This window comes from Spirochaetota bacterium (genome assembly GCA_017999915.1).
GTDB lineage: Bacteria > Spirochaetota > UBA4802 > UBA4802 > UBA5550 > RBG-16-49-21.
The window spans coordinates 25160-42815 of the sequence record JAGNKX010000025.1; the positions used below are offsets into that span (position 1 = coordinate 25160).

The 17656-nt window shown below is 56.6% G+C and carries 16 protein-coding genes; 11 read left to right on the forward strand and 5 right to left on the reverse strand.

All coding sequences use genetic code 11. The annotated features are described in order from the left end of the window. Positions 1-5: 5 nt before the first annotated feature. From bamA to KA369_23630, 10 genes are all read left to right on the forward strand, one after another. The gene (gene bamA, locus KA369_23585; GenBank protein ID MBP7738973.1) at positions 6-2585 is read left to right on the forward strand and encodes an outer membrane protein assembly factor BamA; all 2580 of its coding nucleotides are present in this window, start codon (positions 6-8) and stop codon (positions 2583-2585) included. After that, entirely contained in the window at positions 2585-3079 is a 495-nt protein-coding gene (locus tag KA369_23590; protein ID MBP7738974.1) for an OmpH family outer membrane protein, read from the forward strand. Before bamA ends, KA369_23590 begins: the two co-directional genes overlap by 1 nt. After that, complete coding sequence (locus KA369_23595; GenBank protein ID MBP7738975.1) at positions 3033-3776, forward strand: L,D-transpeptidase; 744 nt, start codon at positions 3033-3035, stop codon at positions 3774-3776. The genes KA369_23590 and KA369_23595 overlap by 47 nt, the downstream gene beginning before the upstream one ends. A 176-nt stretch (positions 3777-3952) precedes the next feature. Continuing rightward, positions 3953-4225 (forward strand): preprotein translocase subunit YajC, encoded by a 273-nt coding sequence (gene yajC, locus KA369_23600; protein ID MBP7738976.1) that lies wholly within the window; start codon positions 3953-3955, stop codon positions 4223-4225. Between the two features lie 23 nt (positions 4226-4248). Then, positions 4249-4905 (forward strand): hypothetical protein, encoded by a 657-nt coding sequence (locus tag KA369_23605; protein MBP7738977.1) that lies wholly within the window; start codon positions 4249-4251, stop codon positions 4903-4905. Between the two features lie 19 nt (positions 4906-4924). Continuing rightward, positions 4925-6586 (forward strand): protein translocase subunit SecD, encoded by a 1662-nt coding sequence (gene secD / locus KA369_23610; protein MBP7738978.1) that lies wholly within the window; start codon positions 4925-4927, stop codon positions 6584-6586. 11 nt (positions 6587-6597) lie between these two features. Continuing rightward, positions 6598-7908: a protein translocase subunit SecF gene (gene secF, locus KA369_23615; protein ID MBP7738979.1), complete on the forward strand. Its 1311-nt coding sequence runs from the start codon at positions 6598-6600 to the stop codon at positions 7906-7908. 88 nt (positions 7909-7996) lie between these two features. Next, positions 7997-8875, forward strand: a complete 879-nt coding sequence (locus KA369_23620; GenBank protein ID MBP7738980.1) for a hypothetical protein — start codon at positions 7997-7999, stop codon at positions 8873-8875. Further along, positions 8872-10086 (forward strand): bifunctional diaminohydroxyphosphoribosylaminopyrimidine deaminase/5-amino-6-(5-phosphoribosylamino)uracil reductase RibD, encoded by a 1215-nt coding sequence (ribD, locus tag KA369_23625; GenBank protein ID MBP7738981.1) that lies wholly within the window; start codon positions 8872-8874, stop codon positions 10084-10086. The genes KA369_23620 and ribD overlap by 4 nt, the downstream gene beginning before the upstream one ends. A gap of 11 nt (positions 10087-10097) precedes the next feature. Next, complete coding sequence (locus KA369_23630; GenBank protein ID MBP7738982.1) at positions 10098-10751, forward strand: riboflavin synthase; 654 nt, start codon at positions 10098-10100, stop codon at positions 10749-10751. A gap of 31 nt (positions 10752-10782) precedes the next feature. On the opposite strand, the gene KA369_23635 is transcribed toward KA369_23630, so the two are convergent. The 5 genes from KA369_23635 to KA369_23655 form a co-directional block, all read right to left on the reverse strand. After that, positions 10783-11130, reverse strand: a complete 348-nt coding sequence (locus KA369_23635; protein ID MBP7738983.1) for an STAS domain-containing protein — start codon at positions 11128-11130, stop codon at positions 10783-10785. Between the two features lie 3 nt (positions 11131-11133). Then, positions 11134-12075, reverse strand: a complete 942-nt coding sequence (locus tag KA369_23640) for a hypothetical protein (GenBank protein ID MBP7738984.1) — start codon at positions 12073-12075, stop codon at positions 11134-11136. Beyond that, positions 12072-13172: a Gfo/Idh/MocA family oxidoreductase gene (locus KA369_23645; protein ID MBP7738985.1), complete on the reverse strand. Its 1101-nt coding sequence runs from the start codon at positions 13170-13172 to the stop codon at positions 12072-12074. Before KA369_23645 ends, KA369_23640 begins: the two co-directional genes overlap by 4 nt. 1 nt (position 13173) lies before the next feature. Then, entirely contained in the window at positions 13174-14496 is a 1323-nt protein-coding gene (locus KA369_23650) for a glutamine synthetase (GenBank protein ID MBP7738986.1), read from the reverse strand. Between the two features lie 90 nt (positions 14497-14586). Then, positions 14587-15579, reverse strand: a complete 993-nt coding sequence (locus tag KA369_23655; GenBank protein MBP7738987.1) for a hypothetical protein — start codon at positions 15577-15579, stop codon at positions 14587-14589. 685 nt (positions 15580-16264) lie between these two features. Between KA369_23655 and KA369_23660 the strand changes: the two genes are divergently transcribed. Next, on the forward strand, positions 16265-17608 hold the full coding sequence (locus KA369_23660; GenBank protein MBP7738988.1) for a hypothetical protein: 1344 nt from the start codon (positions 16265-16267) through the stop codon (positions 17606-17608). The last annotated feature ends 48 nt before the right edge of the window (positions 17609-17656 follow it).

Sequence of the window (17656 nt, forward strand, 5' to 3'; positions counted from 1 at the left end):
TTTGAATGAGAAAAATATCCCCGATCATACTATCATTGTTCGTTTTGCTTGCAACGTTCCAGGCCCTCTATTCCCAGCCTTCAAAATATGAAGGGAAGATGGTCAAGAAAATCCTGTTCCAGGGGTTGAAGAACGCCAACGAAGACGACCTGCTCTATATCATGAAGACCACGGTCGGGTACCCGCTGAAGGCCCTGGAAATCCGCGAGGACATCAAGAAGATATTCAAGAAAGGCAATTTTGAAAGCATTGTCGTAGAGGTCGAGGAATACATGGACGGCGTCCGCCTCAGGTTCGTCTGCAAGGAGCGCCCGGTCGTCAAGGAGATACGGTTCAAGGGGATCGACAAGGTGTCCGAGTCCGACCTGACAACGGCCATCCCTATCAAGGAGGGATCGACCATACGGAAGGATTACCTCGAGAAGAGCGTCGCGGCCATCAAGAAGAAATACGAGGACGAGGGGCTCTTCAATTCCGTCGTACGCTACGAGGTCAAGCCGGCGCGCGGCGGCGACGACAGCAGCGTCGTGGTCAAGTTCATCATCGACGAGGGGGAAGAGATTAAGGTCAGGAAGCTGACTGTCCTCGGTCCCAAGGCCCTGAACATGAAAGAGCTTCTCGCGGTCATGGAAACATCGGAAAAGAGCCTCTTCAAGGACGGCGATTTCAAGCGGGACGTGTGGGAGCAGGACAAGGCCAAACTCCTGGCCTATTACCGCCAGTACGGCTATCTCGACGCCCAGATACTCGAGGAGAGCGTCGAGTACGAGTGGGTGAACCCCGAGAAGAAGGACACGCGGGGCATCTTTATCACCCTCAAGATCGGCGAGGGCGACATCTATTATTTTGACAGGTACACGGTGCAGATCCAGGGCAAGCCGGGAGAGACGGTCTTTACGTCCAAGGAGCTCATGAAGGATTTCGAGCAGACCAGGAGCGGCGCCGTGTTCAACGACACCACGTTCCAGATGGACCGGCAGACCATCAGCTTCAAGTATGCGTCCCGGGGATACATCTTCGCCCGGGTGGTCCCGAACCGGACCGTGACGGAGCGCGAAGTGGTCGTGAAGGGCAAAAAGGTCAAGCGCAAGTTCGTGGCCGTCGACTTCTCCATCGAGGAGGGGAGCCAGGCCTACGTTGACATGATCATCATCAAGGGGAATAAGAAGACCAAGGACAAGGTCATCCGGCGCGAGCTGATCATCAGGGAGGGCGACCTCTTCGATTCGCGGAAGCTGCAGCTGTCGCGCGAAAAGGTCTATAACCTGGGGTTCTTCAAGCAGGTCAATATCGACGTGCGGCCGGGGAGCCGCGAGGGATACATGAACCTGATAGTCGATGTGGAGGAGCAGCCCACCGGGACCATTTCCCTGGGAGGCGGGTACGGCACGACATCGGGGTTCTCCATCTTCGCGGACGTGGCTGAAAACAACCTCCTGGGCAACGGCCAGCGGGTGGGTGTGAGGTTCGAGTACGGGCCCGAGCGCACCTCCATAACCCTCTCCTTCGCGGAACGGTGGCTCTTCAACCAGCCCATCGGCCTGAACACATCCATTTTCTACAACCTCTATAACGTGAAGTCGACCCAGACGGTGTTCACCAGCATCGACAACGAGGCGAGCTACAAGCGCGAAGCCGTCGGCTACGCCCTGGGCTTGAGCTACCGGTTCCTGAATCATTACACGATCGGCACCAGCTGGGCCCACGCGTTAACCAGGGTCAAGGACCCGACCGGCAACAGCTCGGAAGAGGTCTTCTATTCGCAGAGGCTGGGATTCCAGGAGAAGAGGAGCATCACCGTCTTCCTGGCCCATGACTCGCGGGATAATTATTTGAATCCGACGAAGGGGTTCAACATCGACCTCTCGGCGAACTTCACCGGCGGCAACGTCCTCGGCGGCTCTGACCACTACATAAAGATTAACCCCGAGATATATTTCTATTTTTCGCCGTTCCATATCCCCTTCCTGAAGAGCCATCCCTGCGTCTTCGAGCTCAGGGCAAGCGGCTCCTTTATCGTGAGACCCATGGGCTGGGGCCAGGTCGACAGAAGACAGCCGAGGCACTCGAATTTCTATTATATGAGCAATGGAACGGTCGATCTCCGCGACACGTGGCTTGAAACCGAGGACCGCCTTAGCATCGGCGGGCCCGAAACGCTGCGCGGCTGGGACTACTATGACAAGAGATTTCCGGAATCGTGGCAGAATGTGGGCCTCTTCCACCGCATCCTCTACGGCGCCGAGTTCCGCGTTCCCATTCACCCGCAGATGCTCTGGTTCGCCGTCTTTTTCGACGCCGGGTCCCTCTGGTCCGATCCCTTCTGGGAGCAGCAGCTGTCGGTGGATAACCAGAAGATCGTGTACCAGGACCTCTATACGAAAGAACTGCACCATATCCAGAATTTCGGGAAAATCAATCTCCTGAGCTATTTCAGGTATTCCTACGGCTTCGGGTTCAGGGTCCAGATACCGATGATGCCGCTGCGTTTCTGGTTCGGCAGGAAGCTTATTTACAGCGGCGGGAGCTTCAAGAGCGTCGGCGGCCTTACCTTCCAGTTCGCCATAGGCGACATGAGGTTCTGATGCGTTACGCCGCGGTCATGGTCGCCGCCGCGGTAGCGGTCTTTTCTTCCTGCTCATACTTCAAGAAGAAGGGCGACATCGGTCCGCCCCCGGTCGTGCGCTACATGAGCCTGAAGGCGGTCTATTCCTACGCCCTCGGCAAAAACCGTGACGCCCTGTACGTGAAGAAAAAACTGGACCAGAAGCTGGCCCGGATGAAGGAGATCGAGCGCGACCTGAATGAGCCCTCCGGCGACCATGTCGCCATCCTGGATGAATACCGGGCCCTCGCGGCTGACCTTGCAGCGCTCAGGGGGAAAAGCAGGTATTACAAGGGGATACTCCTGACCCAGATCGACCGGGCCGTGAAGAACGTCGCGAAAAAAAAAGAGATAGATTTTATCATCAATATAGGCGATGAGCTGATCTATGCCAGAAAAGAATACGATGTCACGGAGGATGTCATCCTTGAAATCACGAGACTCGATGAGCGCAGGGCTCCGGAAGCGCGGTAATGCGGGCGGTCCGGGCCTTCGATTGATGGGCGGTATGCTGCTGCCGGTCTTCGCGATGCTGTCAATCGTGGCGGCGCCCGCCTGCGCCGGCAAGGAAGATCTTGTCAGAAAGGCCTTTTCCACCTTTAAGGGCGGTTACGTCATATTCGTGAGCAAAAAGAACTTCAGGCTGGAAGTGTACGACAGGCGCATGGCGGTCGTCGCCGCCTATACCGTCGGTTACGGCTCCAATCCCGACATGAAGCGGAAAGTCTATGAGGGCGACAACAGGACTCCGGAGGGAGTCTACGCGGTAAACGAGATTTTGAGCATGGACGCGGACCCGAAATCGCCGTCCTACCGCGTGCTGCGGGACATGAATAAAAAGTACTTCCGCGCAAAGGAAGGGCACCCCAGGTTCGGGGAGCCGGATGTCGACCTGGGAGACAACGCCTATGGTCCCCGCTATTACGGCATAGATTATCCCAACAGGGAGGACCGCAAGCGGTACCGCGCGGCCCTGCACAAAGGCGCCGTACCGGCCGTCAAGGGTAAAAGGGCGGGGATCGGGTACGGCATCGCCATACACGGCAATAACGATGAGAACGCCATCGGGCACCTGTCGTCGAACGGCTGCGTCAGGATGTTCAACCGGGACGCGGTGGAGCTGGAGCAGTATATCCAATTGGGAACGCCGGTCATTATTCTGGCGGAATAACGGGATACCCTCGCAGGAGCGCGGCATGCCGCGCCCATACATCAATTTTTTCTGTTGACATTATTCCGGCTGCTGATGAATACTGTCGCTGAATTTTTTTAGGGAGGACCATAGTGTTACAATTAACAGGCATAGCATACGCCGCATCCGAAGGCGCGGCCCAGGGAGGACAGGGGATGCAATCGGCGTTGGGCAATTACAGCTTCATCATTCTCATGGTGGCGACCATCGCCATCTTTTATTTTCTCCTGATCCGTCCGCAGAAAAAAAAGGAAAAGGAGCGGATGGAAATGATTACCGCCCTCAAGAAAGGGGACAGGGTTATCACGGCCGGAGGGATGTATGGAATCATTGACAGCTTCAAGGAAGGAGATATCGTGGTGCTTAAGATATCCGGCAATACCAAGGTCGAATTCCTGAAGAGCGCCATACAGAACAAAATTCCATAAAATATTAAAGAAGACTAACTGCCATGAAAAAAAACCTGCCGTATCTTCTGCTGATTATATCGATACCGGTCTGCCTGTTCGTCGGCGCCATGGCGCAGGAGAGCGCAGGCGACCCGTCCGGCAAGGAATCAACTTCCATTGAAAAGCGCGATGGCGCCAGGACCGATTCGGCATCGGAAAAGGATGCGAAAATCCAGGGAAAAGAGGGGACTGCCGCTGCCGATAAAAAAGCAGCCGCCGATAATCTGAAAAAAGGGGCAGCCAAAAAAGCGGCCGCGAAAAAAAAGGAAGCAAAAAAACAGCCCGACAAGAAGCCGGAAGAAAAGAAAAAAGAGGCGGTCAGGAAAGAAGAGCCAAAGGAAGATATCCCGGAGGGAAACATTGACCGGGAGAGCGGCGACAGCCTCCTCATGATCGATCATGAAGGGATTAAGTACAACCGGATCCCGGACATCACCATCAAGGCGGAAGAGCCCGGCCAGGACCTGGTGAGGATCCCCGATGATAAGATAACGGCGAAGGAAAAGGAAAAGCCGAAGGGGGGCGGTATTTTCGGGGCCAAGACCGATACGATCGCCCGCTGGGGCCTGTTGATTTTCCTTTTTGTGATTTTCATAATTTACAAGGCAAGAGCAAAGAAATCCCGAAGAAAGGGCTCTCGGATAATAACTAAACGATAAACAGATTCAGGGGACTTGCATGACCAGGGGAATGGTATATAAACTGATATTTATCCTGCTGATAATCGCTTTTTCGATCGTGCTGATTTTGCCGACGGTGGGCGAGAACACGATGCGGATATTGATGAGCGGCGACGCCACGGCTGAACAGATCGGGGCGGTCAAAAAGAAGTTTCCGCCGGAATCCTATGTTCTCACCCAAAAAGAGAATACCATTACGGTAACGGGCAGGAACCTCAACGACGCGGTCATGAACGACGTGAGGACCTTCCCGGGCGTCAGGAACGCCGTGATCCGGAAACACTGGGCCGAAGACGCGGTCCTGGCGAAAAAGGTGAATCTTGGTCTTGACCTCCAGGGCGGGATGCACCTGGTGCTCCAGGCCGATTTCGCGAAGATCGAAAGCAAGTCCGTCGACAAAAAGAAGCTTACCGAAAAAGAAAAAACCGAAATGACCCAGCAGGCCCTCGAGCTGATCCGGAACCGGATCGACAAGTTCGGCGTTGCCGAGCCATCGATTCGGCCGCGCGGCAATGAAGCGATCGAAATACAGCTTCCGGGTGTCAAGGACCCCCGTGCCGTCAAGAAGGCGATCGGAACCACGGGCCAGGTGGAGTACCGCCTGGTGGATGACGCCTATACGGCGAAGGCCGGGGAATGGCTCCGGCAGAATTACAAGGAGAAGGCGCTGCCTGAAGATGTCGAGCAGCAGGACAAGCTCCTGGCCGATATAACGGCGGGGATACAGCTTCCCAGGGATCTCGAGGTGCTGTACAACTGGGAACGCGTGAAGGACTCCAAAAAAATAATCCCCCAATACCCGGTTGTTTTGAAGAAAGAAGTGGCAATTGCCGGTACGGACATCAACAAGGCCTGGATCGGCAATGATGAATACGGCGGCCTCGCGGTCCATTTCACGACCACCGCCGAGGGCGCCACCAAGTTCGCCGACGTCACTTCGAAGAAGAACTGGGGCAAGAAGCTCGCCATCGTCATTGACGACAAGGTGCGGAGCGCGCCGCGGTTGAACGTGCAGATCACCAGCGGATCGGCCATGATCAACGGGAATTTCACCTACGAGGAAGTCAACACGCTGACCCGCATCATAAAAGAAGGGGCGCTGCCCGTCGACCTGAACATCATCGAGGAGCGCACCGTCGGTCCTTCCCTGGGGCAGGACTCCATCGAGGCCGGCGTCAAGGCGGCGATCCTCGGTTTTACCGGCATCCTGATCTTCATGATGCTGTATTATCGGTTGGCCGGTATAATCGCGGGCGCCGGCCTTGTGCTGAACGCCATATTCCAGATGGCTCTGCTCTCATGGCTCGGGTTCACCCTGACGCTGCCCGGCATTGCCGGTATCATCCTCACCGCCGGTATGGCGGTTGACGCGAACGTCCTCATCTATGAGCGCATGAAGGAGGAGCTGGCGAACGGGAAATCGGTGCGCATGGCCGTGAGCCTCGGTTTCGACCGGGCCTTCTGGGCCATCTTCGACGGTAACCTGACAACGCTCATTTCGGCCTTCGTGCTGGCGCAGTTCGGCACCGGCCCCATCAAGGGCTTCGCGGTTACCCTGACCATCGGTCTGATCGTCAGCATGTTCGTATCCCTGTATATCACGCGATTCGTTTACGAGCTGATATCATTGAACAAAAAAATCAAGCGGCTCAGCATTTAAGGGGGCTCATGTTGAAACAACGGACAATACCATTTCTTAAATATAGATATTTCGCCTACGGCCTGTCGATAACCCTGTTCGTGGTGTTCCTGGTGTGGGGCCTCATATCCAAGGGGCTGAACCTGGGCGTGGATTTCGTCGGCGGGCAGAAGATCATCGCCAGGTTCGAGAAGGGAGTCGACGAGGGGAAGATCAGGAAGGTCCTCGGCGCTTACAACCCGATGGTCCAGCAGATCGGCGAACTCGACAACCATGAATTCATCATCACGACCAAGCTCCAGGAAGATTCCGCCTTCATGTACGCCGAGAAGATGAGAAAAACGCTGGAGGAGAAATACCCGAAGGCCCGGCTGCAGAAGAGCGCCGCCGTATTCGTCGCCCTGAAGGGGGTGGACGAGGCCAAGCTCAACGCGGCCATCGCGGGGCTTGACGCGGAAGCGCGCAGGATCGGGGACCCCGGCAGGAATGAATATATCATTTTCAAAAAGGAGACAAAAGAGGCGGCTGAAAAAAAGAAATCCGTGTACACCGACGACAAGGTGGAAAACCTGGTGCGCGGAACCTTCGATGGCGCGGAGATCATTAACGGCATATCCATTCCCATCGTCTTCGACAAGCCGATGGATGACGAGATGAGCGGCCTGGCGAAAAAGTACGACGCCTCGGCCCTGAAGGTCGATACCGCGGCGAAGCCGACCTATGTAATATACAAGATCGTCGTCGACGAATCCGACCGGATCAAGGCCCATCTCGAGAAAAATTTCAAGAAGGTGTCAGTTCTCAGCACCGAGAACGTCGGTCCCGCGGTCGGCAGCTATCTCAGGCAGTCGGCTTTAAAGCTCATCATCGTGTCCATCATCCTCATGACCATCTATCTCGCGTACCGCTTCGAGTTCAGGTACTCGGTGGGCGCCATGGCCGCGGTTCTCCATGACGTCATTCTGTCGGTCGCCTATTGCGGCTTTGCCGGCATCGAAATCAACATCTCGGTCGTCGCCGCCCTGCTCACCATTTTCGGTTACTCGGTCAACGACACCATCGTCATATTCGACCGGATCAGGGAGAACACGCAGATAGAAACGAAAATATCCATGGTGGATATCGTGAACGGCTCGATAACAGTGACGATGTCCCGGACGATCCTTACCTCGTTCCTGACCCTTTTAAGCGTATTCGCCCTCTTCCTCCTTGGCGGCGAGGGAATCAGCGAATTTGCCCAGGTCCTTCTCTTCGGCATGATAGTCGGGTGCTACTCGACGATCTACATCGCTTCGCCGGTCGTGCTGTCCTGGGAAAAACTGATGCAAAGGGTGCGGTCATAACGCGTCTCGAGGCGCTTTATTCCGGTATGCGTGCCTGAATGCGGAGCGGATCGGCACCGGTCCGCCCGCCGACGAGGAGGCGTTCAGATTGAAAAAGTGCGTCCCGCTGCTGATATTCCTCATGCTTGTGTCCTGTATCGGATCCATATCGGCACAGGAATACGGCGGCCGTAAGATCGCCGACTTTACCCGCTACCTTGTCGGTCATAAGGAATACTACCGGGCCCTTGTGGAGCTGAAGCGGCTCCAGTCGACGGCGCCGGGTCATATCTCCCCCCTCGCATTCAGCGTTACCGAGAACTTCCTCCTCTTCCAGGGAAAACAGTACAAGGACATATTAAACGGCCCGTCGCGTCCAAACTCGCCCCTGGAGGCGGCCGCGGTCTCGCTGTTCCGGTACGACGCGGCCGTGGCGCTCCATGACTATGGAAAGGCTGAAGCCGTTCTTGCCGCATGGAGCCCTGCTTCCGAGCCGTTTCTTGACCGGTGCTTGAAGAAGCGGAGGCTTTTTTCCTATCTAGCGGCGCGGCGCTACAACGAGGCGTCGCTCTTATGCGAAGCCCTGCCGGGGGCCGATTTCAGCGCCTGCCGGGAGCTCATCGGAATGGCCCGGGAAAGCTTTTCCCGCGACAAAAAGCCGTGGCTTGCCGCGGTCCTGGGGATCATACCCGGCGCCGGCTACATGTATGCAGGCCAGTATGCCACCGGCGTCTTCGCCTTTCTCCTTATATCCATCGATGTCATCATGACCTATTTCGCCTTCCGCACCGGCAATGACGTGATCGGTTATTTCACCGGGGTCATCGGCGGGTTTTTTTACGCGGGGAGCATCGCCGGGGGATATTTCGCGGCCCAGCGATTCAACCTGGGCCAGGGCGGATCAGTCGGTTCATCCATGGCGGAAAAGCTCAGGTTCGACCGCGACCGTGACGAGATATTTAACAGGCATGGGATAGGACACAATTGAAAGACAGGCGCTACATGGAGCTTGCGCTGAAGATAGCCTTCGAGCGCATGGGGAAAACGTCGCCCAATCCCCCGGTCGGGGCCGTGATCGTCAGGGATGACCGGGTCATAGCCGCCGGCGGCACGGGCCCCTACGGGTCAAGCCACGCAGAAGCCGCGGCCCTCGCGGCGGCCGGGAGCGACTGCCGCGGCGCCGACATGTACGTGACCCTGGAGCCGTGCAACCATTTCAGGAAGACCCCGCCCTGCACGGCAGCCATGATCAGGGCTGGAATAGCGAGGGTCTTTGTGCCGGTCCTTGATCCTAATCCTCTAGTTTCAGGCAAGGGGATCGCCGAGCTTTCGAAGGCCGGCGTCGAGACAGTCTTCATGGAGGAGATGGCCGGCCATGCCGTGGACATCATCCGCCCCTTCAGGAAGTTCATCATGCGGCGCCGCCCCTTTGTCATGAGCAAGAGCGCCGTCACCCTGGACGGCCGTATCGCGTCACGGACGGGCAATTCGCAGTGGATATCATCGGAGCACTCCCGCCTGCTGACCCACAGGCTCCGCTCCAAGGTGGACGCGATAGTTATCGGCAAGAACACGCTCCTGTGCGACAACCCGTCCCTGAACGTGCGCCTCGGCTCTTTCGACGCCGATGTGGCGGCCTACTTCGCCGGGACGCCGCCGGCCATGGCGGGTCGGGAGAATTTTATCTTGAAATCCCTCGCGGCCGTGGACGAACCGGAGCCGCGCAATCCCCTGCGGGTGGTCATCGGGCTTCCAGAAAAGGTCGACCCGTCGTGGAACATCATGGCCGACGATAACTATCTCTTTTTCGAGCGCAGGGAAAAAGGCGAGGCCATCGCGCGGTCCGACGGGGCCGCCGCCGAACTGCTTGCCGCCGGCAGGCTTCACCTGGTGGACACCGCGACGCCGAAGGACGAGATCAGGGCCGTCCTTGAGGAGCTGGCGCGGCGCGGCGTCATGTTCGTCCTTCTCGAGGGCGGGGGAAGGCTTGCCGGCTCCTTCTTCGACGCCGGCGAGATTGACCAGTTCTTCTATATTATTACGCCCAGGATCATCGGGGCGGGACTGCCGCCCCTGGCCGGGACCGGCGTTGAGAGAATCGCCGACGCCCTGGTGTTGCGCGACGTTTCGATGATGCCGGTGAAGGATGACATCATCTACACCGGGTACCGGGAACCGTATCACTTTGAAATGATGTGAGGAGGCCCTGAATGTTTACGGGATTGATCGAAGAAATCGGAACGATCGCGGCAGTGTCCCGGGCCGGCGACGGCCTCCGCCTGACCGTGCGGGCCGAACGGGTGCTGGAGGGCACCCGCGTCGGTGATTCCATCTGCATCAACGGGGCGTGCCAGACCGTAACGGCCCTTGACGGCTCGTCCTTCACCGTGTTCGTTTCATCCGTGACCGCGTCGGTCACGACCCTCGGCTCCTTCAAGGCGAACAGGAAGGTGAACCTGGAGAGGGCCATGACCCCGTCCTCCCGCTTCGGCGGCCATTTCGTCCAGGGTCATGTAGACGGCCGCGGCGCCGTCAGGGCCGTGGAGAAGGATTCCATGGGCAGGGGCGTGATCATCGACGCCGGGACGGACCTGACGAGGTACATCGTGGCCAAGGGGTCGGTTGCGGTAGACGGCGTGTCCCTTACCGTTGTCGCGGCTGACGAAAAGGGCTTCTCGCTCTATTTCATTCCGGAGACGCTGGAGAACACCGTCCTGTCGGAATGGAAGACCGGCGCCGAGGTGAATATCGAGGTGGACATCCTGGCGAAATACGTGGAGCGGATGCTCAGGAGCGGAAAGGCCGATGACCGCTCCAATGACGGGGCGCTGATGAAAAAACTCATGGAAGAGGGATTCGTTTAGGCGAATTCAATCGGGGCCGCGCCGGCGCCCGTCACAGGTGTATCCCCGGAAACTCCTTTTTCAGCTCCGGGGCCGTGGTTATATTGAAGAACTTGTCAAGGTATGATATCCTGAAAACATTCTTGATCTCATCCTGGAGATCGTAGATGACGATGGTGATCCCCCTGTTCTTGGCCATGTTCATCAGGAGGATGAGCGAACCGATGCCGGATGAATCGATGTACTCCAGGTCCGTAAAGCCTATCAGTACCGTCGTGGCGGGCCCTTTCTCGATGGATGAGGTCTTTTCCTTGAACTGATTGATATCCTCGATGGTGAATTTTCCCTTCAGCCTGATGAGGGTGACGGTATCCGTCGGGTGTTGTATGGTCATTTCCATAGGCTACTGTATCCGGTCCCACAGGTTTCGTTCTTCGATGATCTTCAGGAATTTTTTCTCGAATGAATCGACTTCCCGGTAGTTCGGCGTTTCGGGATTTCCGCGGAACAACACCGCGTATTTCCCTATGTTCTTTACCGCCGTGACCATGTTATTCCCGGTTATGGCCTTCAGTATCTCGTGGTATATGATCACCGCCGCCGTGTCCATCACATCGTTCATGAAGGTCTTGTTCTTCAGCTCCAGGGGGGCGATGACGTTCCGTATCGCCAGGTGGCGGTTGGGCATCGAAGGATCCGCGTATTTGAGGAGGAACACGATGACCTGGCGCTTGATGTCGGGAAGCTCGGCGCTCCTGAGCATGTCCCGTATCCGGGATAATGCCTGCTTGGCCTGTTCATCCACCACCCTGTTGGCCGCCTCTTCCCCTTCATGGGCCTTGATGAGCTTCTCAACTTCCACCACGTCGACGCTCTCGATTTCCTGTTCGAACTTCTTGTTCACCCTGATGAATTCGCTGTCCGAGTATTCCTTGAAGGGTTCTTTCAAAATATTGACGAACTCGATGGCCTCGTCGGATCCGGCCACGCGCTGCTCCTCCTTCATCGACTTGAGGAAATTCATGGAGAGGTTGCCCGGCAGGGACAGGTCGAACTGGTCCGGCGCCACGGACTTGACGATGGACATCTTGTAAAGGAGGGGGACCTTTTTGCTCCTGGCCACCCGCGCTTTCGCCAGAAGTTCCGTGAGCCTGTCCAGCGATTCGGCGGGCATTGAGCTTGACCATCCGGAGAGCGGGTCGATCAGGAACCGGTGATAGGTATTTCTTCCGCGCTTGGCGAGGCTCTGGATTATTCGGATGAAATTATCAATGAGGGGCGATCGTATGGTGGTGATCATTTCTCTCATGGGCGGAAGGTTGATACAGCGCAGATCGTCTGTCAAAGGCTTTTTTGCGCAAGACCGAATATTTTTTCGAGGTCGATCGACCGGGGAGCGACGGGGAGGGATACGGTTTTCCGGCCCTTGTGTGATGAAAGGTAGACGGCATGAATCGCCTCCAGGGCCCGGTACCCGTCCTCGGCCGTGGATGTGGCGGCCTCATGCCCCCCGAGGGCCCGTTTCGCCTCGCGGTAGAGCTCGCGGAAGCAGTTCCCGGCGCGGTACCTGGGGAAGGGCGCCGGGGCAAGGTCGCGGAACCCGGTATAGAATTGCGATTCCCTGCCGAGGAAAAGGGACTCGTACCCGTTGCCGATAACTATCTTGCCCAGGGTGCCGGATATGGAAAGCTCGAAAACGAAATACTTCCTCCCGCCGCCCGCCTCCAGGAACACGTCGATCCCCCCCGCGGTCTTGAGCCAGGCGCAGGCGCGGTCCTCGAAGCCCCGGGATCGCCCGGTTCGCTGGAATTCTCCCTCCACCGCCGCGATGTCGCCGAGGAGGAAGCGGATCATGTCCACCAGGTGGGTCCCGTCATGAAGGAGCGGCCCGCCGCCCTCGCCGGGGTCCGAGGGACCCCCGTAGGCGCCGGTGAGGATCGATCCGTGCACGGTCTTCACCGCGCCGATCGTTCCGCGGGAGATCATCTCCTTCACTTTCCGGTAGCGGCCGTCAAAGCGCCGCTCGTGGTTGATGATGACGGCGGTGCCGTTGTGCCGGCACTCGGTCATGATGCGGCGGCAGCCGGGTAGGGAGGAGGCCATCGGCTTTTCCAGGACGATCACTGCCGCGCCGCCCCGGGACGCCTCAACGGCTATCCGCTCGTGGCTTTCGGTCCAGGTGGCGATGACGCAGAGGCGCGGCCGCGCCGCCCTGATCAGGGCCCGGTAATCCTCGAAGAGGTTTTCCCGGGGGATGCCCGCAGCTTTCCCGAAGCGCGACAGGCGCTCCCCGCTGATGTCGCAGGCGTGGGTGATGGATAGGCCGGCGGCCGACGCGCCGCCGAAATGCGTGCAGGGCTTGTTGCGGAGCGGATCGTTCTCAAGGAGGAACCCTATCCTCCCGCAACCGATCAGTGCGATGTTGACGTCTTGCTTTTTCACATTACAGAATCGGCAGATATTCCTGGATCTCGTAGTCGGTGATATAGCGGTTGTACCGTGATAGCTCCAGCCTTTTATTGGCGATCAACTTGTTGAAGAGCACTTCGCCGACGATTTCCTTCATGAAGGGGCTCGACTCGAAGTGCGCCAGCGCGTCATGGAGCTGTTCCGGAAGATGCTGCCCGGCGCGGGTATCGTACTGCTCCGGATGGTCCGTGTCCTCCATGGGGTGGTCCAGCTTGTATTTCTCATCGATCCCTTTCAGGCCCGCCGCGAGGATGGCGGAGAGCGCCAGGTAGGGATTGCAGGCCGAATCGGGGCTCTGCAGCTCGATCCTCATGGCGTTCGGCTTGTCCGGCCTGCAGTGGGGCACCCTGACCATGGCGTTATGGCTGGTGGTGCTCCAGGTGGCGCGCGTGGGAGACTCGAAGTCCCTGTGGAGGCGCTTATACGAATTGATCCACTGGTTGGTGAGGACAAAGAATTCGTTGCTGTGTTTCAGGAGCCCCGCTATGTAGTGCTCGGCGGTCCTGGAAAGGTAGTGCGGGTTGTTCTTGTCGAAAAAGATGTTCTTTTCGTCCTTGAAGAGAGACTGGTGAATGTGCAGGCCGGAGCCGTTCTGTCCGGCCAGGGGCTTCGGCATGAAGGAAGCGTAGATGTTGTTGAGGAGCGCTATCTCCTTGGTGATGAGGCGGAACGTCATGATGTTGTCCGCCGTGGTGAGCGCGTCTTCATGGCGTAGGTCGATCTCGTGCTGGCTGTGGGACGCCTCGTGGTGCGATGATATGACGTCGATGCCCATCTTCTCCAGGGTCAGCACGATGTCGCGCCGGTAATCGGTGGCCGCGTCCAGCGGGGTGAGGTCGAAGTAGCCGCCGCGGTCCAGTATTTCCGGCTGGTTGAAGTTCCTGAAAAAGAAGAATTCGATCTCGGGACCGGTGTAGAAGGTGAATCCGCGGGCCGCCGCCTTCTTTAGGTTCTGCTTCAGGATATACCGGGAATCACCCTCATAGGGGGTCATGTCCATCTGGTGGATATCGCAGATCATGCGCGCCACCGAGTCCTGCTGCGGGCGCCAGGGCAGGATTTTGAAGGTGGACACGTCGGGAAGCGCGATCATTTCACGCTCGTCCGTCCGGATGAAGCCCTGGAGCGTAGACCCGTCGAACCGGACCCCCTCGGTTATGGCGTCCTCAAGCTCCTCGATGGTGATGGCGAAGCTCTTCAGGAAGCCCAGGATATCGGTGAACCAGAGACGGATGAATTTCACGTTGCTGTCATGGGCGAGCTTCAAGACATATGCTTTATTCTGATCGGTGTCCATAATTCTCTACTCCTGTGTGGATGGCGACGGCGGCACCTCGCCGGTCCGCTCCGCCGGCGGCGGCGCGGCATGCCGCGTTGACCGTCCCGGTTACCAGCTTAAAAATATCAGCACGACAAAGAGGGCCAGGATCAACAGGAACAGCACCAGCATGGCGATGGTGCCCTTCGTCATTCCCGTGGAGCCGACGGTCTTTTTCACGGCGGCAGGCCCGATCTTTTTCTTGGGGAGGGGGCCGTCCGTTTCGGGGTTGTACAGCTTCAGCTTCACCTGCTTTTCGATCTCGGTGAATTTCCCGTATATGCCCGGCGCCAGCAGCGTCAGTATGTCGGTGGGATTGTTCTTCCCCGAGCCGGCCTTGATGTCGATTACCTCGCCCATCGTCGGAAGGATCTCGTTCTCACCGCGCAGGTTCAGCATGTCGATGTAGTAGTTCGCGCGGTCAGATTGGGGCTGAAGGTACACCATCAGCTTGTCGCCGACCCTCAGCTCGTATATCGGTTTTCCCTTGACCGGCGCGACGATAGGCTTCACCGGCAGGATGACCGCGTTGTCCTCGACGGAATAGCGATCATCGGTGCCGGCGATGTCGCCGGGCGGCGGCTCATTCTCTTCAGCCCCGGTGATGCTGTTGCGGTATTCCTGCGGGGTGATCTCCTGGATCGCCGTTTCAAGGATCAGGTTCTTGTCATGGATGATGCGGTTGATTACATCGTAGAGGGACATGTCCATGGCGTTGTAGTCGTAGTCGCAGACGCTGTCATAGAAAAGGCTGATGGAGTTCATCTCCTCGGAGAACCGCTTGAAGTGGTCCATGATCGAGGATGTCATGGTGGCATTAAAGTTCCCCTTCCACTTTACATTGGCGATATACTCGCGGTATTTCATCCAGTCCTCGTGGGGTTCGAGGTTGTAGAGGTCTGAATAGGTGGACACCACGGAACTGTATGATTCAAAATTAGTATTGTCCCTGAGTATCAGAAGGAACTGGCCATACAGATTCTGGGAAGCCGCCTTGAACCGGCCTTTAACGATCATTATATTGTCACTGATATCTTTAAAATCCTTTGGATCCTGACTCATGGGATTGTCCGTAATTATTAATGATATTGGGATTATGATTAAAGTTAATAGTAGATAAAAACCCCTATGTGTCAATATAAAATTTTACCTCCATGGCGATTAGGAGCGGTAGTAGTCGTAAATTAGGGGGGCATGGGCCATCCCGCTCGTCCGCCTCGTATAAGCAGAGCCAAATGCGACATCCTGTCGCGGCTCTGCACTCGGCCCTCCTGGCCAGCGCACCATGTTGACTCGGCGGAATCGGCGACATCCGTGTCGCCTGCTTGCCGGAATGGCTCCATGCCCCCCCTAAAATTATACTGCTATCATTAGGAGCCTTGGCTCTGCCCGGCAAACGAGGGGTTATGGACACCTCAAGGTCTCATGAAACATTTTTAACATGGCAAAAGCTGAATATTTCCGGACTTTTGTATTCTTAAAAAAATAAAAGTATTTGATTTGCAATGATTGCGTACGATATATATAGTAGACTTGAAGCATAATTATCATTATGTTCCCCCCGCCTTCGGCGGGGGGAACAAGTGTATTCAATTATTAAGTTTCGCAACAAGTCTGCTATAAGCCTATGCGCGGGAAGCGCTTCATCCGGTTTCGGGGGATAGGGCGAGACTGTTTCGTGTTAAATATTGAATAGTGCATTTATACCTTAATAGTATGAATATATGCCAGCAGGGGAACCGTTATTATGAAAAAAGGAAGTAAAATCAGGACGGCGCTTATCGCCGCCGCGATCATCCTTGCCTCTTCAACCGTTTTTCCTTTTTCAGATCAGACCACCACGGAGAGGATATTGAAGGAGAACAAGCGCTTCGTTGAGTTCATCAATGTCTGCGTTACCAATTTCGCCGAGGATAAAAAAGAAGACTTCCGGAAGGTCTATGAAAAGCATTTCAACGCGGATGTGGCCTATCTACAGTCGGATTACCGGCGCTCCTACAAGCGCGTGTACGCGTCCCAGGGCGAGATGGAGAAGATATACCGTGAAATGGTGAAGAACAGGTACCTTGAGGATTCGAAGATGATCCTCGACCGGTTCGCTCCCGGCATCATCCGTTCGAAGAACGCCAGGGCCCGCCTCTATCTGACGCTGGGGTACCGCGACAGGACCGTAAGCTGGACACATTACACCGTGGGAGACGCCTCGAATCCCAAGCTCTACTCGTATAAGCTGTACAAATACGTCGATGCCATCAAGATGGCGCGCCGCGCCAAGCGCTTCGCGTTCCTTGCCCTGTTCGAGAGCCAGACCAGGGAAACGAAGAGGAAGATATACAACCAGATCTGCAAGTCCGAGCGCGACGCGAAGAACAAGTACATGAACAGGTTCGTGGACCTGAACGACAAGGATTATATCAACGAGCTTGAAAAGGCCTATGGCGATTCAAAGCAGGCTGAAGAAGCGTCAAAGGAGGGCCGGGCGCCGGAGGGGCAGCCGGCGAAAGAAGGCCAGCCGGCCAAAGAGGGTGAGCCGGCGACGGACGGCGGCAAGGCGGCCTTTGAAGCAGCCGTCCAGGGCTACGAGGCGAAAGTGGTGAAGCGGGTCCGGTTCCGCAACGAGACCAAGACCGCGCGGTATCTCCTGGACGGGGAATTCGACCGGGCCGAGGATGTTATGCGCGAATATATAGACGACTTCAACTTCAAGCTCATCGTGGCGACCTTTGAGGTGCTGTCCGGGTCCGCCACGGCGGAAAAAGAAGGTACGGCCGGCAAGGAGGCGCCGGCTGACAACAAGGCCCCGGTCGAAAAAACCGATTACAACCAGTATAAAGTGCACCTGATGGATAACTACGGCCGGTTCTCAAAGCAGTCGATGATAGACGGTTACCTCGATAGCCTGAAAGTCGAGGATAATGTGGAGGAAAACAAGGCGGAGGAGAAGGGCGCCGAGGGGCCCGGCGTTGATGAGACCCATAAGGATGATAAGACGGTCGCGCCGGAGAAAAAAGAGGATAAAACCGTAAGCGGCGACAAAGAGAAAAAGGACGAGAAGAAAGAAGAGAAGAAAGAGGAAAAAAAGATTCAATAACACGCATATTCACACCAAGCGCAATAATCACCACGCGATCCCGACATT

What these genes read in the sequence shown, in the direction of transcription:
- bamA (MBP7738973.1), top strand. Translation starts at nt 6, where the DNA reads ATGAGAAAAATATCCCCGATCATACTATCATTGTTCGTTTTGCTTGCA.
- secD (MBP7738978.1), top strand. Translation starts at nt 4,925, where the DNA reads ATGACCAGGGGAATGGTATATAAACTGATATTTATCCTGCTGATAATC.
- yajC (MBP7738976.1), top strand. Translation starts at nt 3,953, where the DNA reads ATGCAATCGGCGTTGGGCAATTACAGCTTCATCATTCTCATGGTGGCG.
- KA369_23655 (MBP7738987.1), bottom strand. Translation starts at nt 15,579, where the DNA reads ATGAGTCAGGATCCAAAGGATTTTAAAGATATCAGTGACAATATAATG.
- KA369_23635 (MBP7738983.1), bottom strand. Translation starts at nt 11,130, where the DNA reads ATGGAAATGACCATACAACACCCGACGGATACCGTCACCCTCATCAGG.
- KA369_23590 (MBP7738974.1), top strand. Translation starts at nt 2,585, where the DNA reads ATGCGTTACGCCGCGGTCATGGTCGCCGCCGCGGTAGCGGTCTTTTCT.
- KA369_23660 (MBP7738988.1), top strand. Translation starts at nt 16,265, where the DNA reads ATGAAAAAAGGAAGTAAAATCAGGACGGCGCTTATCGCCGCCGCGATC.
- KA369_23650 (MBP7738986.1), bottom strand. Translation starts at nt 14,496, where the DNA reads ATGGACACCGATCAGAATAAAGCATATGTCTTGAAGCTCGCCCATGAC.
- KA369_23605 (MBP7738977.1), top strand. Translation starts at nt 4,249, where the DNA reads ATGAAAAAAAACCTGCCGTATCTTCTGCTGATTATATCGATACCGGTC.
- KA369_23630 (MBP7738982.1), top strand. Translation starts at nt 10,098, where the DNA reads ATGTTTACGGGATTGATCGAAGAAATCGGAACGATCGCGGCAGTGTCC.